We start from the raw sequence: 25,874 nt of genomic DNA, 5'->3' as shown, positions 1-25,874 counted from the left end.
AACATTTCAAAGCCGGAGCATTAAAGCTATAATGTGGCCATAGGTATAGGGATGATACAGTGCGGAACTGCCCGTAATTATGCAGCCTAAAGATGCCAGCGAAAGGTCTGAGGATGATGAGCCTGGAAGCCTTGAATGAACGTGTGAAGACGGATCTTTCCTACCTTGCCTATGGGGGCGCGGACTGGATACGCCCTCTGGAGCATCCCGAAGGCCATGTCTATGATGTAGTGATTGTAGGCGGGGGGCAAAGCGGACTCGGAGCGGCTTTCGGCCTGCTGCGTGAACGGATATCCAACATTCTGATTATTGATGAGAACAGTGACGGGCTGGAAGGTCCTTGGGAAACATATGCACGGATGGTGACTCTGCGCACGCCCAAGCATTTGACCTCCATTGATCTGGGCATTCCATCGCTCACCTTCCGCTCCTGGTGGGAAGCGCAGAAGGGAACAGCAGCCTGGGAGGAATTAGGCAAAATCCCCCGCGGCGACTGGATGAATTATCTGCGCTGGTACCGGCGGATTCTGCAGCTGCCGGTGATCAATGAGGTGCAGCTTAAGCTGATCGAACCGGGTGAGGACGGGATCTACCGGCTGCGGATTGCTGGAGCGGGTGCCCCGTCCGGTCTGCTGCTGGCGCGCAAGATCGTACTGGCCACAGGGATCCAGGGCGGAGGCGAGTGGCATGTCCCGCCGATGATTGCGGAGCATCTGCCGGAGCATCTGTATGCACATACCTCGCAGAAGATTGATTTCGCCGCTCTCCGCGGCAAGCGGGTAGCGATTCTCGGCGGCGGGGCCTCGGCCTTCGACAATGCCAACTTCGTTCTTACTGAAGGAGCGGCGGAAGCGCATGTGTTCGTCCGCCGCGAACAGCTGCCGAATGTGAATCCGATCCGCCAGATGGAGGTTTCGGGAATGATTGAACGGTTCCATGCCTTAGCGGATGAAGATAAATATGCAGTGATCTCGCATTTCTTCAATTATAATCAGCCGCCAACGAACGACACCTTTGCACGGGCGGCGGCCTGGCCCGGCTTTCGGCTGCATCTCGGTTCTCCCTGGCTTAGTGTGGCAGCTTCCGGAGAAGAAGCGGCAGTGACTACACCTAAGGGTGAATTCAGCTTCGACTTCCTGATTGTCAGCACCGGGCTGCTCAGTGATCCCGCCCTGCGGCCGGAGCTGCAGCAGGTTGAAGCTCATATTGCCCGCTGGCGCGACCGCTATGAGGCGCCGTCCGGAGCTGCGAATGCGCTGCTGGATGCGCATCCGTACCTCAGCCCGGGGTTTGCGCTGCAGAGCCGGGATGAGGCAGGCCGCAAGCTGCTGCATGGAATATTCCTCTTCAATTATTCAGCCCTGGCCAGCTGCGGCTTATCGGCATCGGCGATCTCCGGCCTGAAGAATGCGATACCGAAGCTTGTCTGTGGTGTAGCCGACCAGTTGTTCATGGATGACCGCCAGCAGACCCTTCAGGCTTATTATGATTACGACGAGATTGAATTTACAGGCAAGTAATACAAGAAGAGGCTGTACCAGGGTCAGGGAGACCTTTGGTACAGCCTTTGTACTTGTTGGGCGTGTTGTCTAGGTTGTGATCCTGGCATACACCGCGAAGAACAGCGCCAGCTCGCCCATGATCAGCACATTCGGAACATGGATTACGAGATCCAGCACGTAGAAGCAGATCAGAAGAGCGGTGAGCAGCGCCAGATGCTTAACCCCCAGCCGGTGCTGCTTATGTCTGTAGACATGGAAGACCAGTGTGGTTGAAGCGAAGTAGAGCAGGACTGAGCCGAAGAGCAGATTCAGCATCAGGTCATAATGAAGCTTGTTCAGGAAGAGCAGCTGGATTGATGCGGCAAGCATACATAACGACAGATAGATAAACAGATGTCCGTAGATAATAGTCTGTCCGGCCGTTTGAATATGCATATCGAGCTTCTTCTCCAGGTTGTCATAATACTGCCACCACACCGCGATAATCAATACGAAGGTGAGGGCGGCGAAGCCGACAGATTGTCCGGTCCAGGTACTGGACTGCAGTACGGCAAGAATGCTGACGACAGATTCACCCAGGAGAATTAAAGCGAACAGTGAGAACCGTTCCAGCAGATGATGCGTATTGGCGGGAGTCTTCACAAGAATCCGCCGGCCGGTAAGCGGGAGGATAATGTCCAGCGTAATCCCGGCGTACAGCACGGCATACCGGAGCCAGGAATCGAAGAACAGCGAACAGGCCGAAATCACCAGTCCGATCCAAAAGCGTGTTCCCAAATAACGGGCAGTGTTCCGCAGATGGCCGCTTTCTTTGGAATGTGCGTAGTGATACTGGACGGCGGTCATGATCCGGAGTCCGAGATAGCCAATCAGAAACGGCAGATAGTTGGCATCGAAATCCACAGACAGGCTGGCTGTCATAATCAGCACGAAGAACAATTGGATGATCAGGAAAATCCGGTGCGTCACCGTATCCTGTCCATAGCGGTTGACGAAAAGCGTCTGGCCTACCCAGGCCCACCAAATCGGAATGAAGATCAGTACGAATTTGCCCAGTGTCTCTAGAGAGAGAACCTCGTCTTCTACATGCAGGAGCACATGGCTGGCCTTGGAGACCGCAGCGACAAACAGCAAATCATAGAAGAGCTCCAGCCAGGTTACTTTTTTGATGATCATTCTGTAAGTCTCCTTTGCCGTTTGTTTACCGGAGCAGTCCGGTTAACAAGTATAATAAAGGCTCTGGATAGAAGAAGGCAAGACAGCAGGTGGATTAACCATGGTTCATTCCGGCAGCAATTGACCTGGGCTGCGCTCTCACGGATAATATAGAGGTTCATATTCTTTACAGGATCGGGGTAGAAGCATGTCATATCGTAATATGGAAGAATGCATTATTGACTTGGAGAAGCACGGACATTTAATTCGCATACATGAGGAAGTTGACCCGCATCTGGAAATGGCGGCGATCCATATGAAGGTCTATGAAGCGGGCGGTCCAGCATTGCTGTTCGAGAATGTCAGAGGCTCGAAGTACCGCGCGGTATCGAATCTGTTCGGAACGATCGAGCGCAGCAAATTCATCTTCCGGGATACCTGGCAATCCTCCCAGGATGTTATCGCTTTGCGCAGCAATCCCATGAAGGCGCTCAAGCAGCCTTTCAGATATATTGGAACCGCCCTTGCAGCCAGAAAAGCACTTCCGCTGAAAAAGCGCGGCAGTGCTCCTGCCGGTTTCGAGGAAATTCAAATCTCCGATCTTCCCCAGATCAAGCACTGGCAGGGAGACGGAGGGGCGTTCGTCACGCTGCCGCAGGTGTATTCGGAAGATCCGGACAAGCCGGGGATCATGAACTCCAATCTCGGGATGTACCGGATTCAGCTTAGCGGCAATGAGTACGAGATGAATAAGGAAGTAGGCGTGCATTACCAGATTCACCGCGGCATCGGCATACATCAGTCCCAGGCCAATAAACGCGGCGAGCCGCTCAAGGTGAGCTGCTTCATCGGCGGACCTCCGGCACATACGCTGTCGGCGGTGATGCCGCTGCCGGAGGGCCTCAGCGAGATGACCTTTGCCGGGCTGCTGGCCGGACGCCATTTCCGCTACACCTATGTGGACGGATTCTGCATTAGCAGCGATGCCGATTTCGTGATTACCGGAGAGATCCATCCCGGTGAGACGAAGCCGGAAGGTCCGTTCGGGGATCATCTGGGCTACTACAGCCTGACCCATCCGTTTCCGGTGATGAGAGTGCATAAGGTCTATGCCAAGCGAGGGGCCATCTTCCCCTTCACGGTCGTCGGCCGTCCGCCGCAGGAAGACACCGCCTTCGGAGAATTGATCCACGAGCTGACCGGCGGGGCGATCCAGTCGGAGGTTCCCGGCGTCAAAGAAGTGCATGCCGTAGATGCCTCAGGAGTGCATCCGCTGCTATTCGCCATCGGCAGTGAACGCTATACACCTTATCAGCAGCTTAAGCAGCCGGCGGAGCTGCTGACCATCGCCAACCGCATTCTCGGAACCGGACAGCTCAGTCTGGCGAAATATCTGTTCATCACCGCAGAAGAGGACCAGCCGGTCAGCACGCATGATATTGAAGGTTTCTTGACGTATATCCTGGAGCGGATTAATCTGCACCGCGATATTCACTTCCAGACGAATACCACCATAGATACACTGGATTATTCCGGCACCGGAATCAACAGCGGCAGTAAGGTGGTATTCGCTGCGGTAGGCGAGCAGAAGCGGAGCCTATGCACGGAAGTGCCTGGGATTCTGCAGGCACAGCAGAGCTGGGGACCGGCGGCGATGATTATGCCGGGTGTTGTGGCGCTGCAAGGCGAGCCGTTCGCGGATTACCAGTCAGCAGCAGAGGAAATCGCCGGCCTGTGTGCCGCCATTGCGGAGCAGGGGCCGCTCGATTCCTGCCCGATGATCATTCTGTGCGACGACAGCGGATTCATGTCGGAGCATCTGAACAATTTCCTGTGGGCGACCTTTACACGGAGCAATCCTTCCCATGATATCCACGGGGTGAACAGCAGGGTAGAGCATAAACATTGGGCCTGCGATACTATCATTATCGATGCCCGGGTGAAGCCGCATCAGGCGCCGCCGTTAATCCCCGACCCTGAGGTGCAGAAGAATATACAGCGGGTATTTGCTCCCGGAGCCAGCTTGGGCGGTATGCGGGGATAGAAGGGAGCTTACTCCCTGACGGGCACCTCAACTTTAAGGTATTCATCTTCACTGTTTAAGACGGCGATTGCTTCTGCTGTAGGGATATCATTAATGGCGTATAGCTTGCTGCCTTCAGAGAAAGTAGTGGAGAAGTTGTTGGGAGTATCTGCGATAGGCTCCAGGGACTGCAATGTAATTTCGCCGATTTGTTCCCCCACATCAGTAACCTGCGTTCTCGTAATTTGATATATTCGGTCATTCCATTTGACACATGGAAAGGCAATGGACCCCGCAGTGCGGATCTTTATGTGTTGACTAGAGGGACCCGGCTGCGGGGTTTGTACTTCTTGGTTGGCAGATGAGCAGGCAGCGAGGAAGATTACGCTTGCGGCAACGATGAACTTCTTCATTCGTCTGGTTTACTCCTTTCAGTAAGCTTTTAGATGGAAAAACGTCACTTAATTATCCTTGGCATTCCCAAGCAGCAACATTAACTGGAAAACCGTCACTTAATTCTGCTCATATCTCCGATATCCCGCAAGATGAGTTAAAATAAGTGTTGTTTATCCAACTGCAGCTCCAATGAGGAAGATTTCCCCGGAATTAGTTGACGTTTATTCAGGCAGTGTATAGGTATGCACAGTTTCTTCGCTGCCGTCCAGATAGTTAACAGTGAAGGTGAACACATTGCCCACACGCTTGGTGAACTTAATATGGTCCCCGGGGAACATGTAATCGATTTGCTCCACATCAAGCTGCCCTTCAGCACTGAGTAGCTCCTTGTACAGCGGGACTTGCTCGCCGGTAGTACGATTGACGAGTGTCAGGAGGGCTGTATCCAGAGGGCGGACCAGCAGGACATCCTTGAAGACAGCTTCGACATTATAGTAGACATCTTTCGTGACGGTTGCACGCATCAGGTGTGGTAAATCAATTGTTTCACTGACCGCTCCCGTTCCATCCTCAATCAGCCGCAAAGTCTGCCCGTCATTCAATACCAGCTTCCCCTCAGACCATTCGGCGGCTGTGCCGAAGGAGGTGTAGGTATCTATATGCCCCTGACGAATGACACTGCCATTTTTCAAAAGATAGGTGTAGTACCCGGCATGCAGATGCGGTTCGCCGTAAACATTGCTTACACGCAGCAAAGTCAGGCCTGCAGGTGTATGCTCGAAGGTGAAGTCAATAACATCCAGACCTCTGCCCAGCGTAGCAAGCTTGTGCTTCGTGTTCTGTTTGGTGGTGAGGTACAACTCACCGCTGTCAAGGGATAGGGAATACACTCCGCCCTCGAAGGTTTCCGAATAGCTGCGGTACATATGCAGATGATTGATCAGCAGAGTCTTCTTTGCAGAGTCCCACCGGACAGGTCCCCCTTCAAGTGCCGCTGCAATAAATTTAACAGGTACATACAGCTCTTGTTTTGACATATACGGAGTGCCGCCTAGCTGAACCTTCTGCCCGTCGAGTACACCGGTGGAGCTGCCCAGCTGTACACTGAAGCTTTTATTCCAGCCGCTGAATGTAGCAGTTTTAGCCGCATTGTTCCACAGGATCTCCATTCCGGTAGCTTTCACCAGATTGGCAGGCATGTAGGAGATTCCATTCTTAATCTGTGCGTTCCCCACTGAACTCCCCGATATACCGCTCTCACTGCTATAGGTAAAGTAGATCTTTACCTCAGAAACAGACTTGGCGGAAGCCGGGACTGCCGGTGTGCCCGTTGCCATTGCAAGTGCAAGTGCGGGGAGGAGTAATATTTTCCGGGTAATCTTCATCGTTCCCATCCTTTCAATAAAAGCGTGATTGCCATGCTCTGGCATTATTCTTCTGTTCCATATTGACGAATATATAGACGGATATAATGATGGAAGGTTTCGGGTGTTTGTAAAAATATGGACGAAGTGATGAGGAGTATGCCCAGTCTCCTGTGGATATGCTACTATGTTGTTTAGAGTGGCAGAATAGCGCTTTCATCCGGGGCATGAAGGCAGTGATGAGATGGCCGGCCTGGTCGCTGGATGTACGGCGCAGGCTTCGCTGATCCCGACGGACACCGCTGGAATGTGCTCTATATGGATATGGATCAGATACCCGAAAGTTGAAATTAGGGAAAGCATACACTGCATGCAGGGGGAAACAAAGATGGATGTATTAGAAACGCAGCGGTTAATCTTACGGAGCTTCAGAGCAGAAGACGGGGACGATCTGCATGCCTATCTCTCGCAGGAAGAGGTTGTGAGATTCGAGCCTTACGGCGTATATGACCAGGCTGCAAGTAAGGCTGAGGCAGAGCGCCGGGCAACCGATCACGCCTTCTGGGCCGTATGTCTGAAGGACAGCGGCAGACTGATCGGGAACTTGTATTTCCAGCAGCAGAACCCGCCGCAGTTTCAGACCTGGGAGCTGGGCTATGTGTTCAACAGTAACTATCAAGGAAAAGGCTATGCGGCAGAGGCTTGCCGTGAGCTGCTGGCGTACGGCTTCGGTACGCTTGGAATCAGACGCGTGACCGCGCATTGTGATCCGGATAATCATCCGTCATGGCGGCTGCTCGAGCGGCTGAAGCTGCGCCGGGAGGGGCATTTTCTGCAGACAGGTTATTTCAAGCCTGATGAACAAGGCAACCCGGGATGGCATGATACCTATGCCTATGGTTTGCTTGGGAGTGAGTGGATGAGTATGAACCAAAGGGATGATGTTACCGGCAGATCGCTGTGAGGCTCCGGTGCTAAGTCTAATGGTACAGGCCGGAACGCAGACGCTTTCGAGCTTCGGTAAAGGTAAGGTGGATGTAAGCATCCCTTATACACTGGCGTCCGGTGAAGACGCCAATGCGGTTGCTGCCTATCAGGTGAGCGCAGGCGGCGAGCTGGTTGTCCTTCCGGGCAGCAGCTATGATCAGGGGAACGGCCTGCTCTCCTTCCGCACGAATCATTTCTCGGTGTACGCGGTTGGCTACAATAAGCTTGTGTTTGCGGATATGGGAAGCAGTTATGCCAAGGATTCCATTACGTACCTTGCGGCACGCGGCATTGTTACCGGGGTCTCCTCAGAGACATTTGGCCTGAAAGGCAAGCTGAGCCGCGGCGATGCCGCGCTGCTCCTGGCCCGTCTGGCCGGGGCAGAGCTGGAGCCCTCAGCTGTCGGCAGCTTTACGGATGTGAAGCCGGGGGACTATTATGCGGCCGCTGTGGATTGGGCGAATGCGGGCGGAATTGTCCAAGGAACGGGAGACGGAAGATTTGAGCCCAAGGCACCGGTCACACGCGAGCAGCTTGCGGTAATGATGATCCGTTTGTCAGATTCATTAAAATGGAGTCTGCCGGCAAACGGCGGATCAGCGGCTTTTGCAGATCAGCAGTTGATTAGCCCTTATGCAGTGGAAGCCGCAGCTGCTGCAGTGCAGGCCGGCATTCTTTCCGGTCAGGCGAGCGCTGACGGCAGTGTCAGCTTCGCGCCGAAGGCTGCTGCTACACGTGAGGAAACGGCGCATATGTTAGCCAAACTGCTCAAAGCAGTGCAGTAATAAACCATTTTAAATGATTCCTGAGGGGTGTTTAGAGGCCATGAAGTGGCTTCTGGACACCCCTTTGCCGTTAAAGGGAACAGTTAGATGAATCATGGAAAAATCCGGAGCTTCGGGATAAGCTACAAGGGATGCATAAGGATGAGGATGAGAATGGAGCGTGGGGCTGACCATGAAGATTAATCGATTGCTGGGCATCGTAGTCTATCTGCTCAACCGGGAGACCGTCAGCGGGCGGGTGCTGGCCGGGAAGTTCGAAGTGTCCGCGCGGACCATTCAGCGGGACATTGAAGCGATCAGTCTGGCCGGGATTCCCATAGGCTCGCTGCAGGGCCTGAACGGCGGCTATTACATTCTGGACAGCTTCAAGATGAACAGGCAGCTGCTTCAGCCGCAGGACTATGCGTATATTCTGGCAGCGCTGAGAGGTTTCGTGTCCGGATATGACAGCAGGCAGGCTCAGGATACGGTGGAGAAAATGGTTGCGCTCTCGCCGGATAAAGAGGCGGCTCCGCAAGCTTTTCAGCTGAATCTCGGGGTGCTTCAGGAAGGTGTGGGGACCGGCGAAACCATCGCTGTACTTGAACGAGCGATCCGTGAGAAACATGCTGTCCAATTCCAATATACGAATGCCGATCTTAAGGCTTCCTCCAAGCGGGTTGAACCGCTGCTGTTGACCTACAAGTGGTACGCCTGGTATTTATTTGCCTATTGCTGTGTGCAAGCGGATTACCGCCTGTTCCGCTTGTCGCGGATGCGTGATATCTTGGCTCTGCCCGAACGCTTCACCACAGTTCATGGAGATGCGGAGCTCCTGCTGGCAGGGCATGGAGACAACCGGGTCTATCTAAATATTAAGCTGCTCTGTCCAGTGGAGTACCGGGTACTGCTGGAAGAGGCTTTGCCGAATGCCAGGATGCTGGAGATGCGCGGGCAAAACCTGGTAATGGGCTTTACGGTGCCTGAAGAGGAGCAGGGCTGGTTCGGCATTATCCTGCAGCACAGCCATCAGGTCACTGTTCTTGAACCGGAGTCACTCCGGGAGAAGCTGCTGGCCAGAGCCAGAATGATTCTGGATACTTACAACTGAATAGCGACATAATGCTGTCTGATATAGCCCTCTATAATGGATTTATTCCATAGCATAAGGAGAGCTTAGCATGAAAATAGAAATATCAGATCCTTACGTAACCTGTCCTGTTTTTGAAACCAAGCAGTTCCGGCTTAGACAGGTACAACTGGAGGATGCAGAGGATTTATTGGGCTGTTACAGTGACCCTGAAGCCAGCCTGCTGTTTAACAGTGACAATTGCCGCTCAGATTTCCGGTTGAACACCCTGAAGGATATGCAGGATATTATCGGGGCATGGCTCGGGGAATATGAGAAAAGAGCCTATATACGCTTCAGTGTTGTGGATAAATTAGCGGGCACAACTGCAGGGACCATTGAATTTTTCTGCAGAAGAGGAGTGGACGGGGACGAGCAGAGTACAGGCGTATTGCGGCTGGATTTGGCCTCACGCTATGAGACAGAAGAGAACTTGTGCGAGCTTATCTCTCTAGCAGGAGAACGTTTCCGTGAATGGTTTGAATTCAGCGGGATGGTGACCAAAGCAGTGCCGCAGGCAGAACGGCGGATTCGTGTGCTGCGGCAGGAGGGGTATCACCGCTTAGAGCTGAACGGAAACTTTGGCTATACCGATTATTATCTGAAAAGATCCAATTAAAAGTTAATGATTAGTATTATTTGTCTCAGCCCTTCCGGTCTCCGTTTTGGAGAACAGGAAGGGCTGAATTTTCTGCTGAACAATATCGGAATTGTTCCTGGCATATCGGTATTCGTGAAGAACAAGCATAAAATTCAAGGAAATCGGTTATGGAATGGCAAATAGTGAACATGAATAGATCCGGCTCACCCCGCATAGATATTACTGATACTTTAAGGTGAGGGGTGAGGTTATTTGAGCACAGACGGAGCAGCCCGCCATCCGCAAATGCTGCAGCATCCGATCATACAGCCTTGTAATGTGGACCGGATGCCGGCGGTACATACCCAGATCTATCCGATTCCCGGTGTGCCGCAGCCGACGGAATATGTAACACTCCTGGATCCGGTGTTTCTCCAGCATATCAGCCGTCATGTGGGGCAACAATGCTTTGCCGTTATGACCACTACAGGCAGGATCGAAGGTACGCTTGCCGGAGTGGGCGTCGATCATATACAGATCAATCTGGAGGACCGTTCGCTGCATATACGGATTGCGCAGATTGTTTATTTTGAGGGGGCTCTGGCTTCGTATGTGTAGGTTGGCGGTATGAAATAAGCAATAAGCTTTATAGATTTTTTTTCATCCCTTATGGGATGGAGGAAGGTCTTTTTTTGTTACTTTGGAGATTAAACTATTTAAGAAAGCGGGAATGAAGGACATAAATGATGCTTTCTTTAACATTCAGGTAGTCAGAATTCCCTGTCTTCTCTTCATCTAAATGGTGAAAACCGTTGCCGATAGATTGTACCTTCCCTGCTCCCGTCGAATAGTTGCTGGTAATTCCACTATACTTCAAATTTAAGTCTATTTCTGCAAAAAAGACACTCCCGGGTCCGGGAGCATCTTAGGACTATCGTTATACTATTTTCTTAACAATATTATTCAAATATATACAGACTTAACCCTCACCCGCACCATGGCCCATAGTAGAAATTAATTGGGAGCTATTCAGATCTGTTGTGAATCCGATACCTCCAACCGGTAACATAATTACAAGTAGCAGACTAAACGAAGTTAGAAACATGATAAACTTTTTGGTCATTTGGATCCTGCACCTCTCTGATTAGAAATTGATACTGCACTTGCTCTTCTTCGCTGGCTTCATGCCGGTGCTGCTCAAACAAATTTACACATTTAATAATTAGGCTTTCATTATTGATTCTAACGGATGATTCCAAACTTTTGAGTATTACGCTAATTCCATCATGCCGTTTGTTGTGTAAATTATACATAGCTAGTTCAGTGAGGAATCTGGCATGCTGGTCTGCAATAATCTGATGATTATATTTGCCGAAGCCGGAGTTGTATGGTTCATAAGGAACATGCTTAGAAAACCTGGCAAGAATATAATCTATATTCCATCCGTAGCGGTTTGCTGATTTAATGATATTATAGACAGCTGTAAAAACCTGCCCCTCATGGTTAGAGATATAGTCTACATAATCCTGCAGCCCCTCATATTGCCCGGCCATTACACGGTAGAGGTAGGTGTTTGCTGTTCCCCAAAGCTTAAATTGAGCTAACGTCTCCCCGACCTCATCACTGTCTTCCTGTATCCAGTCGGCCTCCATATATTGTGGAATAAGATCTAGAGCCGCTGTATAATTCCTATACTCTTCCTGCACACTGGAGCGCATAAGATAGGAATATAGAATGTAGAAGTATAACGGTTTCTCGGGAGCTTTCTCGCTTCTGTCCTTGCGGCCGGAGGGATACTGGAAATTGTAGCTGAGCGTAGCCAAACGGAGCATCTCCAGGGCCAGCTCATCAACCTTGTCCCACTTGTGCAGTGAATAATAGACATGCATCAGGTGTTTCAGCCCATCCAGCTGATCTGCTACCTCTAACCGCTCAATATTGCATTCAAAAAGTAGAGCCGCCTGCAAATTGAGGACTTGGCTGTCACCAATGGAAATGCGGAATAAGCGGTATTGGCATATAGCAAGCCTTTCGGAATGCTGATACTTCTCACTTGCACTCACATTCTTGTACAGCACCGCTGCTGCCTGCCATTGGCCCTCCTGAAACAAGCCCTCGGCCACTTCAAACAGCATGGGTGCATAGATTAAATTGTCGAGCAGATTCCTAACCACAAGTTCAATACAGTCAAGCCGCCCTAGCTCTGCTGAACTCAGAATGAACGGGCGCAGACGCCGCCAGGTTGGTGCTGAATGATAGAAGCATTCGTCCACATACAAACTATAGAAATGGTCCACCGGTACTCCCATTCCCCGGGTTATCAATTCCAAATGACTCATGGCAATCGGCTGCTGGCCGTTAAGTAAACGGCTGAGCGTTCCCGAATTAATGCCGGTCTGTATGGAGAATTGATTAATGGACATATGCTGTGCAGAGAGATAAGCCTCTAAATGACTGCGAATCGTGGCTGCAGGCTCCAAAGAAACACCACCAATCTAATACCATAATTTAGGTTCTTCATGTTATAAGTGTATAATATGCGCCATTATACCACCGGTCAAGAGCGTGATTGGTAGAAACAGTGAACAACAGGAAAAAGCATCCCCGATGTAACAGGAACGCTCTTCCGGATTTTTGCAGATTGTGATATGAGACGCTTAGCTTCTGAAACTGGACTAGGCAGTGAAAATACCCGCCCCTCCCTGGCTCTTCCTTCTCTCGATCACCTCTTCGTAATCCTTGATCAATCCATCGAAAATATGCTCCCAGGAACGTCCGAGCGCGAGGCGCCGCCCTTCCCGGCCCATAGACGCACGCAAGGCATGCTGGGCGGCTAGGGTACTAATTCCGCGTGCTAGCGCTGCCGGATTACGGGGTTCGAACGAATTCCCGGTGACACCGGGAACAATCAGATCCTTGGTGCCGCCAGCATCTGCCGCGATGACCGGCAGCCCCGAAGCCATGGCTTCAAGCACTACATTGCCGAAGGTTTCCGTGCAGGAAGGGAAGACAAACAGGTCGGCTGAAGCGTACAGCTCCGCCAGCTCTCCGCCATGCTTCGCACCGGTAAAGGTTACGTTGTCCGGTGCCTGTGATTTTAGCTCAGAGAGGAGAGGCCCGTCTCCGACAATCAGCAGCTGCACACCGGAGCGTACGGATTCCGGCAGGAGCTGCATGGCGAGCAGCAGGGTGGTGATATCCTTTTCCGGGGCAATCCGTCCAACATAGAGCATAACCAGCGGCGCGCGCATACCATATCGCTCCCGCAACTCTTCACTTCGTTTCTCAGGAGAATAGAGAGTGCAGTCGACGCCTCTGGACCACAGGCGCAGTCTCATGAAGCCCTCTGCGCGCAGCGAGGTTAATGTCTCCTGGGAAGGGGCCAGCACAGCATCGCAGGAACGGTGAAACCATTTCATATATTTCCAGTAGAGCGGGACAATTCTTCTCATTTTGTAATATTCCAGGTAACGGTCGAAGTGGGTATGGTAGGAGGCAACATGAGGGAGCTGCTGCTTGCGGGCATAGCGGAGGCCGGATAAGCCGATGTTGAACGGGGTGGCCAGATGGATCAGATCAGGGGCGAAGGCCGATAGCTCACTTTGAATAGAGGACATGCCCGGCAAGGCCAGTCTGCACTCGGGATACAGAAAAAAAGGGATGCTGGCGATGGGGCGGACGGGATCGGGGTAGCTGCTCTCCGGTGCGGACTTAGGGGTAAACAACAGATGCTTAATTCCCCTGCGGTGCAAATGACCGGTTAACCGGCTAAGCGTGCGGGCAACACCATTGGTCTGCGGAAGAAACGTGTCCGTGAATAGAGCCAGACGCATCGGAATCCCTCCCTGTATTCTTGTTGCCTTGATCTTAGCAGGTGAATATTTCATGGAGATCAACCGCAGGTTAAACATCTGGTACAGAGGAAGATCAGGGAGTTTCGAATCCGCTTTTTTTTCAAGAAGGGGTGGAGCGGGTATACATAGGTATCAGGAATGAAGGAGGTAAGAGGATATGAATAAAGATCTGCCGCCAGAGGTTCCACCGGAAGTTGTACCTGAAGTGAAGCCGGACATGATCCCTGAACCGGGACCGGTTGTGATTCCCCCGGAGGTTCCTCCGCAGGAGCAGCCGGAAATCATTCCCCAGACCCCGCCGGAGATTATTCCGAGGGAGCCTTTGTAATGGTTGATATAAGCCGGGTAAATGGAACGGCATGGAGATAATAGGAAAGACAATGGGATAATAGGAACGACATCTGGATGATAGGAACAATATTGGGATGATAAGAACATTACCAGTGATTATAGGCACAGTAAGTGACGATAGGAATACTATAGGATGGATTTCGAGGAGCGTCCGGGAAACCGGGCGCTTTTTGGCTGCTTGGGAGATATACAGGTGGAATATTGTGAGAACTCGGTTTGGCTGCGCGGGAAGCGGGCGGGATGATGTTGTTCCAAAATAAACATTGTAAACATTCTATATATTTGCTTCGCGCCAATAATATGAGTTCCCCTTTCGCTGAAGTGGACTGAGATTCCGCTATTTCAGCTAAAACCCTCCATATGAAGAGTATGCGGACTGAGAATCCGCTATCTTGTTCAAATGGGGATGAAATGAGGAGTAGTCGGACAAATAAGCGATTCTGAGTCCGGTTGGGCGGGAAATCGGCTTGTTTTGTTTAAATAGCGGATTTTCAGTCCGCTTCATCAGCTGGCGGGCATGAAGTGACTGCGAAGCGCCGCCGGAGCGGCGAAGTTACGCGAAGCGCCGCCGGGAAGCGGCCAAGTTACTGCAAGGTGCGGCCAGAAGCGCCCAAGCTTTGGCCAAGCGCCCACCCGTTCCCACCGCCTCCCCCCCCCGGCAGCTCCATTGCCCCGGTTGAAGCGGCGGCAGAGCCGGGTGAGACGCTGACTGCGATCAGCTGCCAGGCAGGCTGGACCAGATGGGCTCTGCATATTGGTTCTGCAGGTTCATGCTGCATTCCTTGCCCGTATCGTACGAACGGTCGCCCAGCACGGATCTGAAAAGCCCGAACTTATGCTCTGCAGCCGCAGCGTCCGTACATTCCAGCCAATCAGCGAGCGCGGTGAGCACAGTCCGGCCTTCCTCCAGCGCCTGCTCCCACAGCTCCCAGACGGATTCCGTCCGGACCTCGGAATACAGTGCGGAATGCCGCCACTCGGCGTGTTGGTCATTCAGATAATCCAGCTCCTCTTCGTGGGCAGTCAGCTTCCGGGAGAACAGACGCCGGGTGCGGCCCCAGGCGAGGGCCTTCTTCCAGCCCTTCGGGTCATAAAGACATCTGTGAGCCAGCACCATATCCCGGTAGGAGCTCTGCCAGATGTCGGAGGGCAGCTTGCCCATGGCTTCCGGATAGTGCCGGAGTGCAGTGGTGTGAAGAATATGATGAACCGGCTCAGGTAGCCGGGGACCTGCGTCAATTCTTGTCCAGGCAGCATTCTGCCAGGTATTGATGCCCCGCAGCCGCTTCATGAACAAGGTATCCAAATCGATCTCGAACCGCTGGTGATCGCGGAATTTGTAGCCTGCCTTCCAATTAATGAATGGGTGCAGGTTCCGGTCCAGCAGATGATGAGTCAGGAAGCCAAGGAAATAGAGCCGGGCCTGGTCCGCCTCCGGCCCTTCGAGAGTCCGCGCAGCTTCCCAGCAATCAATAAGCACAGGCCCGCAGTGCTGCGTATGCATCAGATCCCCGAGATGAAGGGCCCCCGCATCCTTGCTCCAGGGCAGAAAACTATGATACAGCAGGAAATCAGGGCCCTGACATCCGAGATTATACAACTGTTCCTGCTGCTGCAGATGATGTAAGAACGGGAACCGGCTGCGGAATTCCCCGGCCAGCTGTTGCCCGTATTCGAGATGCATCCAGATATTAGGCATGATTAATCCTCCTACAGGTTTTGTGAGCACAGCTTAATACAGATCTGTACCTATTGTAACGCCTGCATGTTAAAACAAAATGAGAAATGTGTTAACCGTCTTGAAGTATGGCATTTTTGTACGTTAAGGTAGACATTATTACAGGCATAAGAGTATTCTTATATGGCTTTAATACAACCACAGCTATGAATTTACAACTGGCAAAAGGAGATCTGTGCGTATGAAGTCTCGTCCCTCTGACCGAATTAAAATGCCTCCGGGATTCTGGGCAGGCATAAATCACATAGGAATTGCCTCCCGCGACGTGGCCCGCCATGCACAGCTGCCTGTATCGATAATAACGGAATCCTCAGTCACCACTGCCCAATATTTCGCAATCTGGCAGGCGTATTCCGAGCTCACCGGGGACACTGCAGAGGGGATCATCAAGCTTGCAGCCGCCTTTGAAACCACACAGTATCCCCCAGCCGTCTTAGCGTTGTATCACGCCCGCGACTACCGCGATGCTCTGAAACGTATGGCCAGATACAAACAGCTGTGTCCTCCCGAAAGTCTGCGGATCAAGGAGGAGAACGGGCATTGTACAGTTGAACTGGAGTGGCTGAATACCGAAGCATCCGGTCCGCCGGTGCTGGCAGGGATCACTTTGGCCTTTCTTTTGGAGCTTGGGAGGAAGGGGACAGGCCGTCACTTGAAGGCACAGTCCGTCGAATTTACGCAGTCCATGGGCGATGCACGGGTCCTCGAAGCCTACTTCGGCTGTGCAATCCAGGCAGGCGGGCAATGTAACCGGCTGACGCTGCATCGAAGTGATCTAGATCTTCCCTTTGTATCGTATAACGAAGAGCTGCTGGAGATCCTGACGCCCGCTCTGGACCGGTCACTCGATGAACTGCATGACAACCGCTCTATTACCGGAAGGGTCAAAATGGTCATTAAACATAGCCTTGCAGGAGGATGCCCCGGCATTCAGGCCGCTGCGAAGGAGCTTAAGATGAGCGGCCGGACCCTGCAACGCCGGCTGACTGACGACAATACGACCTTCAAGCAGCTGTTGACAGAAGTCCGGCATGAGCAGGCCCTGGAGTACCTGGCAGACCCTTCGCTTGATATTAAAGAAGTGGCTTACCTGCTTGGCTACGAGGACCAGAACTCATTCTACCGTGCTTTCCGTCTGTGGGAGGGGGACACCCCTTCGAAGTGGCGTGCTGAGCATCTTCCGGATGCCGGCATATCGTGAGCAGTATGTTTTGGCGTGTTAAACAAGAAGTTTGGCACATGGGGCTAGTTACTGAATAATCCCGGCGGGGTACAATATTCACTATCCGGAACACAGGAATGTTCGAATAAGGAGAAGTGGATTATGGATATGGGATTAAACAACACAACAGCATTCGTTACAGGATCTACGAAAGGCATAGGGAAAGCTATTGCTATAGAGCTTGCCAAGGAAGGCGTTAACGTACTGGTCAATGGAAGGAATTACGAAGAGGCAGAGCGGACCGTCAGTGAATTGAAGATGAATTTCCCGGCCACCTCTCCTCAGAATGCCGCTGCGGATATAGTGGACGCTTCACAAAGGCAAGCTTTATTCGCAAAATTCCCCAGCGTTGATATTCTGATCAACAATATGGGCATTTATGAATTGATGCAGTATGAGGATGTTGACGATGACATATGGGAGAAGTATTTCCGTACGAATGTGCTTGCTGCAAACGGATTAACGAAATTATATATACCTGGAATGTTGAAAAAAGACTTCGGCCGTATCCTTTTCATCGCCAGTGAAGAAGCCGTCATGCCTTCAGGACAAATGCCTCAATATGCAATGACCAAATCTATGCTGCTGTCCTTGTCCAAGAGTCTGTCCAAACTTACAGCAGGAACTGAGGTTACGGTTAATACAATCATGCCTGGACCTACATTGTCTGAAAATGTGCAGCAAATCATTGACGGGATGTATCCTGAGGAGAAGCTAACGTTTGCAGAAAAAGAGAAGAAATTCATGGCTGCAAGTCTGCCGCAATCTGAATTACAGCGTTTCATCAAGCCTATGGAGATCGGCAGACTGGCTGCTTTTGTATGCAGTCCCCATGCGGCAGCATTTAAAGGCTCTCCAATCCGTATGGATGGTGGAATGGTGCCGGTTATTTACTGATGGAGGAGGATGTATGGATACACGGTTAATATTCAATGAGGATGCGGCGAATTATGATAAATGGAGGCCGTCCTATTGTGAGGAATTGTTCCAGGACATTATAGCGTATTCCCGGACCGGACAGGGCGGCAAGGCTATTGAAATCGGGATCGGAACGGGCCAGGCCACCCGGCCTTTTCTGGAAACGGGCTGCGAATTAGCGGCCATTGAACTTGGGGCAGACCTTGCGGAATACTCACAACTAAAGTTCCGGGAACACAAGAATTTCAGAGTGCACAATACGACTTTTGAAGAATTCACAGGTCCGGACGAGAGTGTAGACCTCATTTACTCCGCTACTGCATTTCATTGGATTCCAGAGCACATAGGTTATCCGAAGGCATTCAAATTGTTAAAAGCCGGCGGCACACTGGCCATATTCTGGAACCGGCCTTTTGCAGCACGGGAGGATGACGAATTACATCAGCATATTCAGCGTATTTACCAGCAGTACAGGCCCTCAAATACCAAATTAATCGAACATGATACGGAAAGATATAATGCCATCTCACAGAATCTGCATACCTACGGGTTCAGGGATATCCAGCTTAAGCTGTATCACCTAACCAGAAGCTTCTCCTCAGCGGATTACATTGCCTTACTCAATACATATTCAGACCATAGAAGTATGCCTTCTGCCATTAAAGCGCCGTTTGAGGAAGAGATCAGAGCGGCCATCAATAAGTTCGGCGATGTGATGACTATATATGATACGATCGACCTGCATTTGGGCAGAAAATGAAGGATTGCCGACTTCCGATTTCTGCTAGCTCGGCGGAATAGGTCATCTGTAATGACAAACAAACAGCGGCAGCTCAGGGACATTTAGGTCCTTGGCTGCCGCTGTTTGTTTGTATCAGAGGGGAGTTCAGTCCATACTGATCAAGTCGCGGAATACACCGGGAAAAGAATCAGGGACCGCAATCGCGCCGACACTCTTCTCATAGAAAGGCACTGCGTCCACGACCCAGCCGATAATGGCGTAGCCGTAGCCGTTCCGGTGCATCGCGGACAGGCATTCCAGCAGCAGTGCCTTCCCGATGCCGAGGCCCCGGTAATCCTCCAGTACGCCGGTCGGGCCGAAGAAGTTCTTCACAACAACATCGTGACAGGCAAAGCCGATTACTTCGCCCTGCTTCACAGCAATATAGCAATGGACGGGCAGATGCGCGAAGGCCGTCTCGCATTCATTCCGCCAGCTATTCGTGAAATGGCGGCCGACGAAATCCACGATGGCCTGCTTATCCCCGGTCATCGCCCGTTTAATGGCAATTCCTTCTCCCCGCAGACGTTCCAACAGCGCACTATTATCCGGCAGATCATATAACTTAACAAGCATATCAGGCATCAATTCTCTCCCTCTTTCTGTTCAATCATCTCAAGATCTGTAATCATCCCGTGCAGGTCCGCTTCGAATAATTCCAGCCGGTAGAACCGGGAGCGGATGAACAGCTCCGCCATCTGCGGCGGAAGCAGCTCTGCAAGCACGCTCTGCATCCGCTGCCTGGCTCTGAGTAAATCACCATATCCGCTCCTGTATTTATCCCGGAGGAAGGTTATCACTTCCTCGCTGCCCGGCGACATCGCTCCCCGGAAAAGGAACGTATGCAGCGGGGAGCGGCGCTGCGCGGGAATCTCATACTGAATCATAGCGTCAATCAGCTTGGCAGTGAGGCGGTTCTTCTTCACAGCCGGAAGCAGCTGCGGAATCAGGGAATAATAGTCGGGTACTGCGTAATCCGCCCATTCCTCGCCCATAAGCTGAGCCGTATCCATACCGTGGAACTGGTGCAGGAAACGGGTCAGGAAGGAGGGGACATCCGCCTTGGCATTCCAGCTCTGCTCTGCGGCAAAAAACGCCGGATAACGCGAGGTCTCGAACAGGCCGTAAGGACTGCCCAGCGAGAACGGGCATCCCCAGTTCGTATGAATGATTCCGTCCAGCTGCTCCGATTGCGCCAGCTGAATCCAGTCTAGCACATTCTTGATCCGGTTATGAATCACCGGATAATTCTGGTCGCCGTTATCATCCCAGCAGCGGACAGAGGAGGCGCCGATGGTCTCAATGCCGGCGTCGCGCAGCTTGTGGAGAATGAGCCGGGCATCCGCCTTCATCCGGTGCCCGCCGTAGATCCAGACCACCACTACGACACGCTTGTCGAGTGCGGCGATCTCGTCCAGGGTGGCGTGCATGATCATATCATGCCAGATCATCGGTGTTTTGCCGAGGCTGAGCGTCTTCTCAGCCAGCTGATTGACAAAGCGGATGAAGGAGGCTTCCGGAGTAAGCCCGGAATTCCGGCAGTCTTCACAGGTGCCGAGTGTCCAGACCTCATCACAGCCCAGATGAAGATAATCGCTGTGCGGATGAAGCGCAGCCACTTCCTCCAGAATGCCGGCCATCATCTCGAAGGAGCCTGCCCGGTGAGGGCATAATTCCGAGACAGTCTCCGGGACTTCACGCAGACCGATGTAGACCGGATGCTTCAGAATATATTCCAGATGCCCGAAGGACTGCTGCTTCGGAATCACTGTGACGAAATGGTCATGTGCAGTCTGCAGTAACAGCCGGTGCTCTTCCTCCGTGAAGGCCAGCCCGGGATGGCGCAGGAAGCTCAGCTTCCGGAACGGCAGCTTGTCCTCATATTCGATGATCAGCGTATTGATCTTGTAGCTGGCCAGCTCTGCGATATACTCCAGCATATGCTCATAGGTCGGATAGACGGTGCGCAGATCCAGATAATCACTGCGCAGCCGCAGATCCGCCCAGTCGGCAACCGTCAGCGCAGGCACGGTACTGCCGCCGCTGCTATGGAGCATCTGTTCCAGTGTCTTAATCCCGTAGAAAAGTCCGGAAGCGCTAAGTGCGTATAGTTCAACCCGGCCTGTATCTGTAATCAATACGTAACCGTCATGCTTGCCCTCTACCCGCCGGGCCATGCGGGGATTGAAGGGGGTTCCTTCAGAGACTAGGGCGTATACACTGCTGCCGCCAGACTCCAGGTTCACCGTAACCCCTGCAAATATCCCTTGCGCTGCCGCCAATAACCGGACATCATTCCCGGGACTCCATAGCTGCACCGTCCAGCCGCGGATGCCGCTGACCGGTTCCGGTCCCCGGCTCTGCACCACCTGAGGCTGCGGAATCAGTGGAATGTTCATAGCCAGCGGACCCGGCCCTTGAAGCGCTCAATGAAGCGGTTATTCCATTCATCCCCGCCGGGAGCGTTGCCGCTGCGCCAGACCGGCACCTCAATCCCTTTTTCCCCGAGACAGGCCGCCGTGGTCATCATCAGTGAATTCAGCAGGAAAGCGTTGGCGAACGTTGAGGTCGAGCCCATCTTCGGTTCAATGCCGTCAATATGGAGCGCAGCATCCCCCGGCTTGACCTTGCTGTCCAGAACATAGTCGCACAGCTCATACAGGTTCTGCCCCGAAGGATGGCGGGCAATATGATTCTTGGGGGAAGCTTCGGCATGGCCGACAGAGGTGACAGCAATCGTTGTAACCCCCCGGCGCCGCGCCTCCAGGGCAGCATCGACACAGGCGGTGTTAATGCCGTAGGCATTGGCAAGGATCAGGATGTCACCTTCGCCCAGCCGGTTATCTTCTATAACAAGTGTTCCGTAGCCGGGAGTACGTTCAACGGCCATCGAGCGCAGAGCGCCATTCGAGATCATCGTGCCTTCATCTAATATAGCGCTGATATGCATCAGGCCGCCTGCGCGGAAGAATACCTCGGTCGCATTCATGTTGGAATGTCCGCCCGGACCGTACAAATAGACCAGCTTATCCTCTGCAATATGATCCGCAAGCAGCTCCGCCACCTGCACCAGCTTGTCCCTTGGCTCACTCCGTATCTCATTCAGCAGCTCCACAATGCTTTCCATATAAGCGGACATAATATCTGACTTTGCGTTCACCTGCATTCCTCCTAAAAGTTTTGTAAGCATAAGCTTCCTGAGTCTCTTCGCAAAACTGGCTTCGGAAGCATACGCTTAAAGTTTTGTAAGCATAAGCTGTGCTTGCCTAGAAGATAACAAAGCGGGCAGGCGTAGTAAATCAACTATTTTGCGCAAATCCGCACCGTTTTTGACTGATTTGGCCAGCAGCAGGCCAAGATGTGTGCAAATCGCTGATTGGGACAACGGCAGGTAAAAATTTTTCTGAACGGGTCAGGATCGTGACTTATGTAAAATTATTCGCTTTTCTATAATGAGAGATAACATCACGCAAGAGGGGGACAGAGCCTTGAAGACGTCAGTTGCCTTGCCACAGTCCCGGGAGAATCCGGTCAACCGCCGAAACAAACGGAAATGGAAAGAAATAGGGATGGGTTATCTGTTCACAGGGCCCATTCTGCTTGGAGTTATTGTATTTACGCTGATCCCTATGATGTTCTCCTTCGTACTCAGCTTCACCAAGTGGTCGTTCGTCACCGGGTTTGACAAGATCCGCTGGAACGGACTGGACAATTTCCGCCAGCTGTTTCAGGATGAAGTGTTTCTGAAGTCACTGGGCAATAATTTCATTATGCTGCTGGCGGTACCGGTGGGAATGGCTATAGCATTGATCCTGGGGGTGATTATTACGGGTCATGTCTACGCCCCGGGTGCGTTCAAGGTCATCTATTTCATGCCCCAGATTTCCAGTGTCGTCGCTGTCGCAGTAGTGTGGCAGGTTCTGTTCCATCCCTCCTACGGTCCGGTTAACGGCTTCCTGATGGCACTCGGAGTGGACAACCCGCCCAAATGGCTGGCCGATCCATCGTATGCGCTTCCATCGGTTATGCTGCTGATGATCTGGATAGACCTTGGGGTCTCGCTGATTATCTACATTGCCGGGATCAAGAATATTCCTGCCGATCTGTATGAAGCGGCGACGATCGACGGTGCCTCGAAGTTCGCCCAGTTCCGCTCCATTACTTTTCCGCTGCTGACGCCGACGACCTTTTTCCTGCTGGTAACCGGAATTATCGGCAATTTCAAATCCTTCGCGCTGGTTAAGGTGCTGACGGAGGGTGGTCCGGCCAACTCTACTTCGGTTGTGGTCTACGACATGTATCAGACCGCATTTGTGGATCTTCAGACGGGCTATGCTTCCTCCATGGTCATGATTCTGTTCGTTATCGTACTCGCCATCACCGGCTTGCAGTGGCTGGGACAGCGTTATTGGGTCAATTACTAGAAAGGGAGGGACCCCTGTGAAATTAAGAAATCTGGACTGGGGAAAAGCGGTCATCACACTACTCATGGCGCTGCTGGGCATCGTGTTTCTGCTCCCTTTTATATGGATGCTGTCCGCTTCGCTCAAGCCTGAGGCCGATGTGTTCAAATATCCGATCGAATGGATTCCGCAAACCTTACGGGCATCGTTCAACTACCACTCTGTGTGGTTTGGCAAAGCGAACTTTACCCTGTATTATTGGAACTCCATCAAAGTCACAGCACTCACGACACTCCTGTCCGTAGCCGTCTCCAGTATGGCCGCCTACGGCTTCACCAAAATCCGCTTCCCGGGCAGAAACGCATTATTTGTGGTGGTGCTTGCCACTTACATGATCCCTGCGGAAGCCACGCTGGTGCCGCTGTTCATCATGTTCCGCTCCATCGGCCTGTATGACACGCATCTGGGCCTGATTCTGCTGGGCGGGTTCAGCGTACTGGGAACCTTCCTGCTCCGCCAGTTTTTCGCCTCACTCTCGAATGAATACATCGAATCCGGGAAGATAGACGGAGCGGGCCATATCCGCATTTTCCTCTCCATTCTGTTGCCGCTGGTCCGGCCGGCGATTGCCACTTATGCCATTCTGCGGTTTATCTGGACCTGGAATGATTTTCAGACGCCGCTGGTCTTCCTGAACAGCAAGACGCTCTATACCCTTCAGCTTGGCATGAATGCCTTCGCCGACCGTAACGGCGCATTCTACTCCCTTATCATGGCGGCTTCCGTCTCGGCGATTGTGCCGTTGCTGGTAGTGTTCATCCTCGGCCAGAAGCAGGTCATCGAAGGTATTTCCTTGGGGGGGGTGAAGGGGTGAAGGCTGGCAAGTTCCCGGAAGTTGCATAACCGGATGTGGGTGGAGCGGACGTGACGGTCAGTGAGTGTACGGGCTGAACAAAAGAAAGCAACAGAATGCGAAAGGATCGTAGGGGAAATTTGGAACTGTAGGAGCGCTAGCGACCGCCTGAAAGCTTTCCTATGGAAAGCTCACTTCGGAAGCATCAGCATTCACCGGATTTCTACCGCGAAGAGCGGTTTAAATGAAGAAATCTGGGGGCGGGCAGCGGCCGGAAGTCCAAAATGTTCTCCGTAGTGACGCTTAGCATTAAGTGAACAGACTGGTTCAGCAAATACACATCGATAAGGAACAGCTGCCGGACAAGCTTCATAGGCAGGGAGAACTCACATTAGAAGGGGTGTTATTCATGAAAAAGAATGGTTTCGCGTTGATATGGATCACCGTACTCCTTGTAGCCCTGGCGGGCTGCGGCAATTCGAACAACACTAATAATGCATCTCCCACTAATAGCAGTACTGCTGCACCTGAGGCGGCTGAGAGTGCCGCACCATCCGCAGAGCCTGTAACCATTAAGGTTGCCAACTGGTCACCTGCGGCGGATATGGAGCCTGTGCTGCAGGCTTATGAGGATTCCCATCCGGGAATTACACTGGAATACGTGGAGCTGGCTGACAACGGCGATTCCGTGGCCGGGATGAAGAAGCTGGATCTCCTCGTTGCTTCCGGCGAGAACCTGGACGTTGTGTTCATGCCGGGTGCAACCGACTACTCACAGCGTGCGGGACTCGGACTGCTGGCACCGCTGAATGACCTGATCAGCAAAGAAGGCATCACGCTGGCGGATGAATATACGATTGATCCTTCCGTAGACGGACAGGTGTATGCACTTCCAGATACCCTGGAGAATTATTTCGTCCTGCTGAACAAGGACAAGCTGGATGCGGCTGGACTGGCTGTGCCTACGGAATGGAGCTGGGATGACTATCTTGACTATTCCGCTAAGCTGACCAGTGGCAGCGGGCCGTCCAAGACCTTCGGCACTTATTTCCATACCTGGGCTATGTACTGGGAGCTGGCCATTATCAACCAGGAGAAGGACAACAACCTGGTCAATAACGGCATCGTAAATATTGACAGTGCGGGTATACGCCAATCCCTGGAGCTGCGCAGCAAGGCAGAGGAATCCGGAGTTGCCGTGCCGTATGCGGATACCATTTCCCAGAAGCTGGCTTACCGCTCGGAGTTCTTCACCGGACATGCCGCGATGATTGTGACCGGTAACTGGATGATTGGAGAAGCGGGCGGATCGGAGGAGTTCCCGGCTACGTTCACCACTGCGTTTGCACCGATGCCGTCCAATAGCGCGGGTCAGCCTGCCGGAGTCAGCATTGCCAACGGCAACTATGTGGGCATTCTGGAGAAATCGGAGCATCAGCAGGAGGCTTATGATTTCATCCGCTGGTATTCCACTGAGGGCGAGCAGATGCAGAATGTATACTCCGCATGGAAGAAGCAGGATGTGGATCAATACATCGCCGGGGTGAAGTCCTCTGCCATGAGCCCGGATATGATTGACGAAACCTCGCTGGCCTACGTAATCAAGAATGCCAAGCCGGCTCCGCTGAGTGTGCCACCGACGTATCAGGGCGAGCTGGAAACTGCTTTTACTAAAGAAACCGAGCTGTACATCCTGAAACAGCAGGACTTGGAGACTACAATCAGCAAAGCGCAAGCTGAACTGCAAAAGATTGTGGATGCCAATAAGTAAATAAGGGCGAATCGTCATATTTTGTCGAGATATTACTGGGAAATGAATTACTGGAGGCGGAAAGCTGATATGATAGAGGCAAA

General features: G+C 52.3%; 24 protein-coding genes and 1 pseudogene. 15 read left to right on the top strand and 10 right to left on the bottom strand.

Annotated features, from left to right (window positions below; all coding sequences use genetic code 11):
- The first annotated feature begins 116 nt into the window (after positions 1–116).
- Entirely contained in the window at positions 117–1,520 is a 1,404-nt protein-coding gene (locus MKZ24_RS26960) for a flavin-containing monooxygenase (protein ID WP_042242114.1), read from the top strand.
- Between the two features lie 69 nt (positions 1,521–1,589).
- On the opposite strand, the gene MKZ24_RS26955 is transcribed toward MKZ24_RS26960, so the two are convergent.
- Positions 1,590–2,678, bottom strand: coding sequence for a low temperature requirement protein A (locus tag MKZ24_RS26955; protein WP_042234795.1), 1,089 nt, complete (start codon positions 2,676–2,678; stop codon positions 1,590–1,592).
- A 187-nt stretch (positions 2,679–2,865) separates the two neighbouring features.
- On the opposite strand from MKZ24_RS26955, the gene MKZ24_RS26950 reads away from it, so the two are divergent.
- Positions 2,866–4,701 (top strand): UbiD family decarboxylase, encoded by a 1,836-nt coding sequence (locus tag MKZ24_RS26950; protein ID WP_042234797.1) that lies wholly within the window; start codon positions 2,866–2,868, stop codon positions 4,699–4,701.
- 8 nt (positions 4,702–4,709) lie between these two features.
- Here MKZ24_RS26950 and MKZ24_RS26945 read toward each other — a convergent pair whose 3' ends face one another.
- Together MKZ24_RS26945 and MKZ24_RS26940 are read right to left on the bottom strand one after the other, a co-directional pair.
- Positions 4,710–5,093, bottom strand: a complete 384-nt coding sequence (locus tag MKZ24_RS26945; protein ID WP_042234798.1) for a hypothetical protein — start codon at positions 5,091–5,093, stop codon at positions 4,710–4,712.
- Between the two features lie 204 nt (positions 5,094–5,297).
- The gene (locus MKZ24_RS26940; protein ID WP_340788552.1) at positions 5,298–6,461 is read right to left on the bottom strand and encodes a copper amine oxidase N-terminal domain-containing protein; all 1,164 of its coding nucleotides are present in this window, start codon (positions 6,459–6,461) and stop codon (positions 5,298–5,300) included.
- A 240-nt stretch (positions 6,462–6,701) separates the two neighbouring features.
- On the opposite strand from MKZ24_RS26940, the pseudogene MKZ24_RS26935 reads away from it, so the two are divergent.
- The 6 genes and pseudogenes from MKZ24_RS26935 to MKZ24_RS26910 all read left to right on the top strand — a co-directional run.
- Positions 6,702–6,788 (top strand): annotated as a pseudogene (locus MKZ24_RS26935) (VOC family protein); the annotation flags it as partial.
- Between the two features lie 40 nt (positions 6,789–6,828).
- The gene (locus MKZ24_RS26930; protein ID WP_340788549.1) at positions 6,829–7,404 is read left to right on the top strand and encodes a GNAT family N-acetyltransferase; all 576 of its coding nucleotides are present in this window, start codon (positions 6,829–6,831) and stop codon (positions 7,402–7,404) included.
- 7 nt (positions 7,405–7,411) lie between these two features.
- A complete protein-coding gene (locus MKZ24_RS26925; RefSeq protein WP_340788547.1) occupies positions 7,412–8,212 on the top strand; it encodes an S-layer homology domain-containing protein in 801 nt (266 codons plus the stop codon).
- A gap of 172 nt (positions 8,213–8,384) precedes the next feature.
- Positions 8,385–9,302 (top strand): helix-turn-helix transcriptional regulator, encoded by a 918-nt coding sequence (locus tag MKZ24_RS26920; protein ID WP_340788545.1) that lies wholly within the window; start codon positions 8,385–8,387, stop codon positions 9,300–9,302.
- A gap of 70 nt (positions 9,303–9,372) precedes the next feature.
- On the top strand, positions 9,373–9,939 hold the full coding sequence (locus MKZ24_RS26915; RefSeq protein ID WP_340788543.1) for a GNAT family N-acetyltransferase: 567 nt from the start codon (positions 9,373–9,375) through the stop codon (positions 9,937–9,939).
- Positions 9,940–10,173: 234 nt separating this feature from the next.
- On the top strand, positions 10,174–10,518 hold the full coding sequence (locus tag MKZ24_RS26910) for a DUF2642 domain-containing protein (RefSeq protein ID WP_231637823.1): 345 nt from the start codon (positions 10,174–10,176) through the stop codon (positions 10,516–10,518).
- Positions 10,519–10,985: 467 nt separating this feature from the next.
- On the opposite strand, the gene MKZ24_RS26905 is transcribed toward MKZ24_RS26910, so the two are convergent.
- Together MKZ24_RS26905 and MKZ24_RS26900 are read right to left on the bottom strand one after the other, a co-directional pair.
- Positions 10,986–12,380, bottom strand: a complete 1,395-nt coding sequence (locus MKZ24_RS26905; protein ID WP_340788540.1) for a helix-turn-helix domain-containing protein — start codon at positions 12,378–12,380, stop codon at positions 10,986–10,988.
- Positions 12,381–12,575: 195 nt separating this feature from the next.
- Entirely contained in the window at positions 12,576–13,733 is a 1,158-nt protein-coding gene (locus MKZ24_RS26900; protein WP_042234807.1) for a glycosyltransferase family 4 protein, read from the bottom strand.
- A 178-nt stretch (positions 13,734–13,911) separates the two neighbouring features.
- On the opposite strand from MKZ24_RS26900, the gene MKZ24_RS26895 reads away from it, so the two are divergent.
- Positions 13,912–14,082, top strand: a complete 171-nt coding sequence (locus MKZ24_RS26895) for a hypothetical protein (RefSeq protein WP_156123072.1) — start codon at positions 13,912–13,914, stop codon at positions 14,080–14,082.
- 527 nt (positions 14,083–14,609) lie between these two features.
- Here the strand turns inward: MKZ24_RS26895 and MKZ24_RS26890 are convergent.
- Both MKZ24_RS26890 and MKZ24_RS26885 read right to left on the bottom strand, forming a co-directional pair.
- Positions 14,610–14,738, bottom strand: a complete 129-nt coding sequence (locus tag MKZ24_RS26890) for a hypothetical protein (RefSeq protein ID WP_269322098.1) — start codon at positions 14,736–14,738, stop codon at positions 14,610–14,612.
- 82 nt (positions 14,739–14,820) lie between these two features.
- Positions 14,821–15,804 carry a zinc dependent phospholipase C family protein gene (locus MKZ24_RS26885; protein ID WP_042234808.1) on the bottom strand — a complete coding sequence of 328 codons (984 nt, stop codon included), beginning with the start codon at positions 15,802–15,804 and terminating at the stop codon, positions 14,821–14,823.
- Positions 15,805–16,024: 220 nt separating this feature from the next.
- Between MKZ24_RS26885 and MKZ24_RS26880 the strand changes: the two genes are divergently transcribed.
- The 3 genes from MKZ24_RS26880 to MKZ24_RS26870 all read left to right on the top strand — a co-directional run bounded on the left by MKZ24_RS26880 (position 16,025) and on the right by MKZ24_RS26870 (position 18,743).
- On the top strand, positions 16,025–17,044 hold the full coding sequence (locus MKZ24_RS26880; RefSeq protein WP_042234809.1) for an AraC family transcriptional regulator: 1,020 nt from the start codon (positions 16,025–16,027) through the stop codon (positions 17,042–17,044).
- A 123-nt stretch (positions 17,045–17,167) separates the two neighbouring features.
- The gene (locus tag MKZ24_RS26875; protein WP_042234810.1) at positions 17,168–17,962 is read left to right on the top strand and encodes an SDR family NAD(P)-dependent oxidoreductase; all 795 of its coding nucleotides are present in this window, start codon (positions 17,168–17,170) and stop codon (positions 17,960–17,962) included.
- A gap of 13 nt (positions 17,963–17,975) precedes the next feature.
- Positions 17,976–18,743, top strand: coding sequence for a class I SAM-dependent methyltransferase (locus tag MKZ24_RS26870; protein ID WP_042234811.1), 768 nt, complete (start codon positions 17,976–17,978; stop codon positions 18,741–18,743).
- Positions 18,744–18,869: 126 nt separating this feature from the next.
- Here MKZ24_RS26870 and MKZ24_RS26865 read toward each other — a convergent pair whose 3' ends face one another.
- The 3 genes from MKZ24_RS26865 to MKZ24_RS26855 are packed head-to-tail and all read right to left on the bottom strand — an operon-like array spanning position 18,870 to position 21,924.
- Complete coding sequence (locus MKZ24_RS26865) at positions 18,870–19,349, bottom strand: GNAT family N-acetyltransferase (protein ID WP_039305222.1); 480 nt, start codon at positions 19,347–19,349, stop codon at positions 18,870–18,872.
- Positions 19,349–21,163, bottom strand: coding sequence for a glycoside hydrolase family 20 zincin-like fold domain-containing protein (locus MKZ24_RS26860; RefSeq protein ID WP_340788526.1), 1,815 nt, complete (start codon positions 21,161–21,163; stop codon positions 19,349–19,351). The genes MKZ24_RS26865 and MKZ24_RS26860 overlap by 1 nt, the downstream gene beginning before the upstream one ends.
- The gene (locus tag MKZ24_RS26855; RefSeq protein ID WP_340788523.1) at positions 21,160–21,924 is read right to left on the bottom strand and encodes an SIS domain-containing protein; all 765 of its coding nucleotides are present in this window, start codon (positions 21,922–21,924) and stop codon (positions 21,160–21,162) included. The genes MKZ24_RS26860 and MKZ24_RS26855 overlap by 4 nt, the downstream gene beginning before the upstream one ends.
- A gap of 328 nt (positions 21,925–22,252) precedes the next feature.
- Between MKZ24_RS26855 and MKZ24_RS26850 the strand changes: the two genes are divergently transcribed.
- The 3 genes from MKZ24_RS26850 (at position 22,253) to MKZ24_RS26840 (ending at position 25,791) form a co-directional block, all read left to right on the top strand.
- Complete coding sequence (locus MKZ24_RS26850) at positions 22,253–23,188, top strand: carbohydrate ABC transporter permease (RefSeq protein WP_340788520.1); 936 nt, start codon at positions 22,253–22,255, stop codon at positions 23,186–23,188.
- Between the two features lie 64 nt (positions 23,189–23,252).
- Positions 23,253–24,041, top strand: coding sequence for a carbohydrate ABC transporter permease (locus tag MKZ24_RS26845; RefSeq protein ID WP_340790222.1), 789 nt, complete (start codon positions 23,253–23,255; stop codon positions 24,039–24,041).
- A gap of 388 nt (positions 24,042–24,429) precedes the next feature.
- Positions 24,430–25,791 carry an ABC transporter substrate-binding protein gene (locus MKZ24_RS26840; RefSeq protein WP_042234815.1) on the top strand — a complete coding sequence of 454 codons (1,362 nt, stop codon included), beginning with the start codon at positions 24,430–24,432 and terminating at the stop codon, positions 25,789–25,791.
- The last annotated feature ends 83 nt before the right edge of the window (positions 25,792–25,874 follow it).

The organism is Paenibacillus sp. FSL R7-0297 (assembly GCF_038009025.1).
Classification (GTDB): Bacteria; Bacillota; Bacilli; order Paenibacillales; family Paenibacillaceae; genus Paenibacillus_AQ.
The sequence above is the reverse complement of the archived record's forward strand: the minus strand, read 5'-3'. Positions and strand labels throughout refer to the sequence as shown.

What these genes read in the sequence shown, in the direction of transcription:
- MKZ24_RS26960 (WP_042242114.1), top strand. Translation starts at nt 117, where the DNA reads ATGAGCCTGGAAGCCTTGAATGAACGTGTGAAGACGGATCTTTCCTAC.
- MKZ24_RS26955 (WP_042234795.1), bottom strand. Translation starts at nt 2,678, where the DNA reads ATGATCATCAAAAAAGTAACCTGGCTGGAGCTCTTCTATGATTTGCTG.
- MKZ24_RS26950 (WP_042234797.1), top strand. Translation starts at nt 2,866, where the DNA reads ATGTCATATCGTAATATGGAAGAATGCATTATTGACTTGGAGAAGCAC.
- MKZ24_RS26945 (WP_042234798.1), bottom strand. Translation starts at nt 5,093, where the DNA reads ATGAAGAAGTTCATCGTTGCCGCAAGCGTAATCTTCCTCGCTGCCTGC.
- MKZ24_RS26940 (WP_340788552.1), bottom strand. Translation starts at nt 6,461, where the DNA reads ATGAAGATTACCCGGAAAATATTACTCCTCCCCGCACTTGCACTTGCA.
- MKZ24_RS26930 (WP_340788549.1), top strand. Translation starts at nt 6,829, where the DNA reads ATGGATGTATTAGAAACGCAGCGGTTAATCTTACGGAGCTTCAGAGCA.
- MKZ24_RS26920 (WP_340788545.1), top strand. Translation starts at nt 8,385, where the DNA reads ATGAAGATTAATCGATTGCTGGGCATCGTAGTCTATCTGCTCAACCGG.
- MKZ24_RS26915 (WP_340788543.1), top strand. Translation starts at nt 9,373, where the DNA reads ATGAAAATAGAAATATCAGATCCTTACGTAACCTGTCCTGTTTTTGAA.
- MKZ24_RS26900 (WP_042234807.1), bottom strand. Translation starts at nt 13,733, where the DNA reads ATGCGTCTGGCTCTATTCACGGACACGTTTCTTCCGCAGACCAATGGT.
- MKZ24_RS26895 (WP_156123072.1), top strand. Translation starts at nt 13,912, where the DNA reads ATGAATAAAGATCTGCCGCCAGAGGTTCCACCGGAAGTTGTACCTGAA.
- MKZ24_RS26885 (WP_042234808.1), bottom strand. Translation starts at nt 15,804, where the DNA reads ATGCCTAATATCTGGATGCATCTCGAATACGGGCAACAGCTGGCCGGG.
- MKZ24_RS26880 (WP_042234809.1), top strand. Translation starts at nt 16,025, where the DNA reads ATGAAGTCTCGTCCCTCTGACCGAATTAAAATGCCTCCGGGATTCTGG.
- MKZ24_RS26875 (WP_042234810.1), top strand. Translation starts at nt 17,168, where the DNA reads ATGGATATGGGATTAAACAACACAACAGCATTCGTTACAGGATCTACG.
- MKZ24_RS26870 (WP_042234811.1), top strand. Translation starts at nt 17,976, where the DNA reads ATGGATACACGGTTAATATTCAATGAGGATGCGGCGAATTATGATAAA.
- MKZ24_RS26865 (WP_039305222.1), bottom strand. Translation starts at nt 19,349, where the DNA reads ATGCCTGATATGCTTGTTAAGTTATATGATCTGCCGGATAATAGTGCG.
- MKZ24_RS26860 (WP_340788526.1), bottom strand. Translation starts at nt 21,163, where the DNA reads ATGAACATTCCACTGATTCCGCAGCCTCAGGTGGTGCAGAGCCGGGGA.
- MKZ24_RS26845 (WP_340790222.1), top strand. Translation starts at nt 23,253, where the DNA reads ATGGCGCTGCTGGGCATCGTGTTTCTGCTCCCTTTTATATGGATGCTG.
- MKZ24_RS26840 (WP_042234815.1), top strand. Translation starts at nt 24,430, where the DNA reads ATGAAAAAGAATGGTTTCGCGTTGATATGGATCACCGTACTCCTTGTA.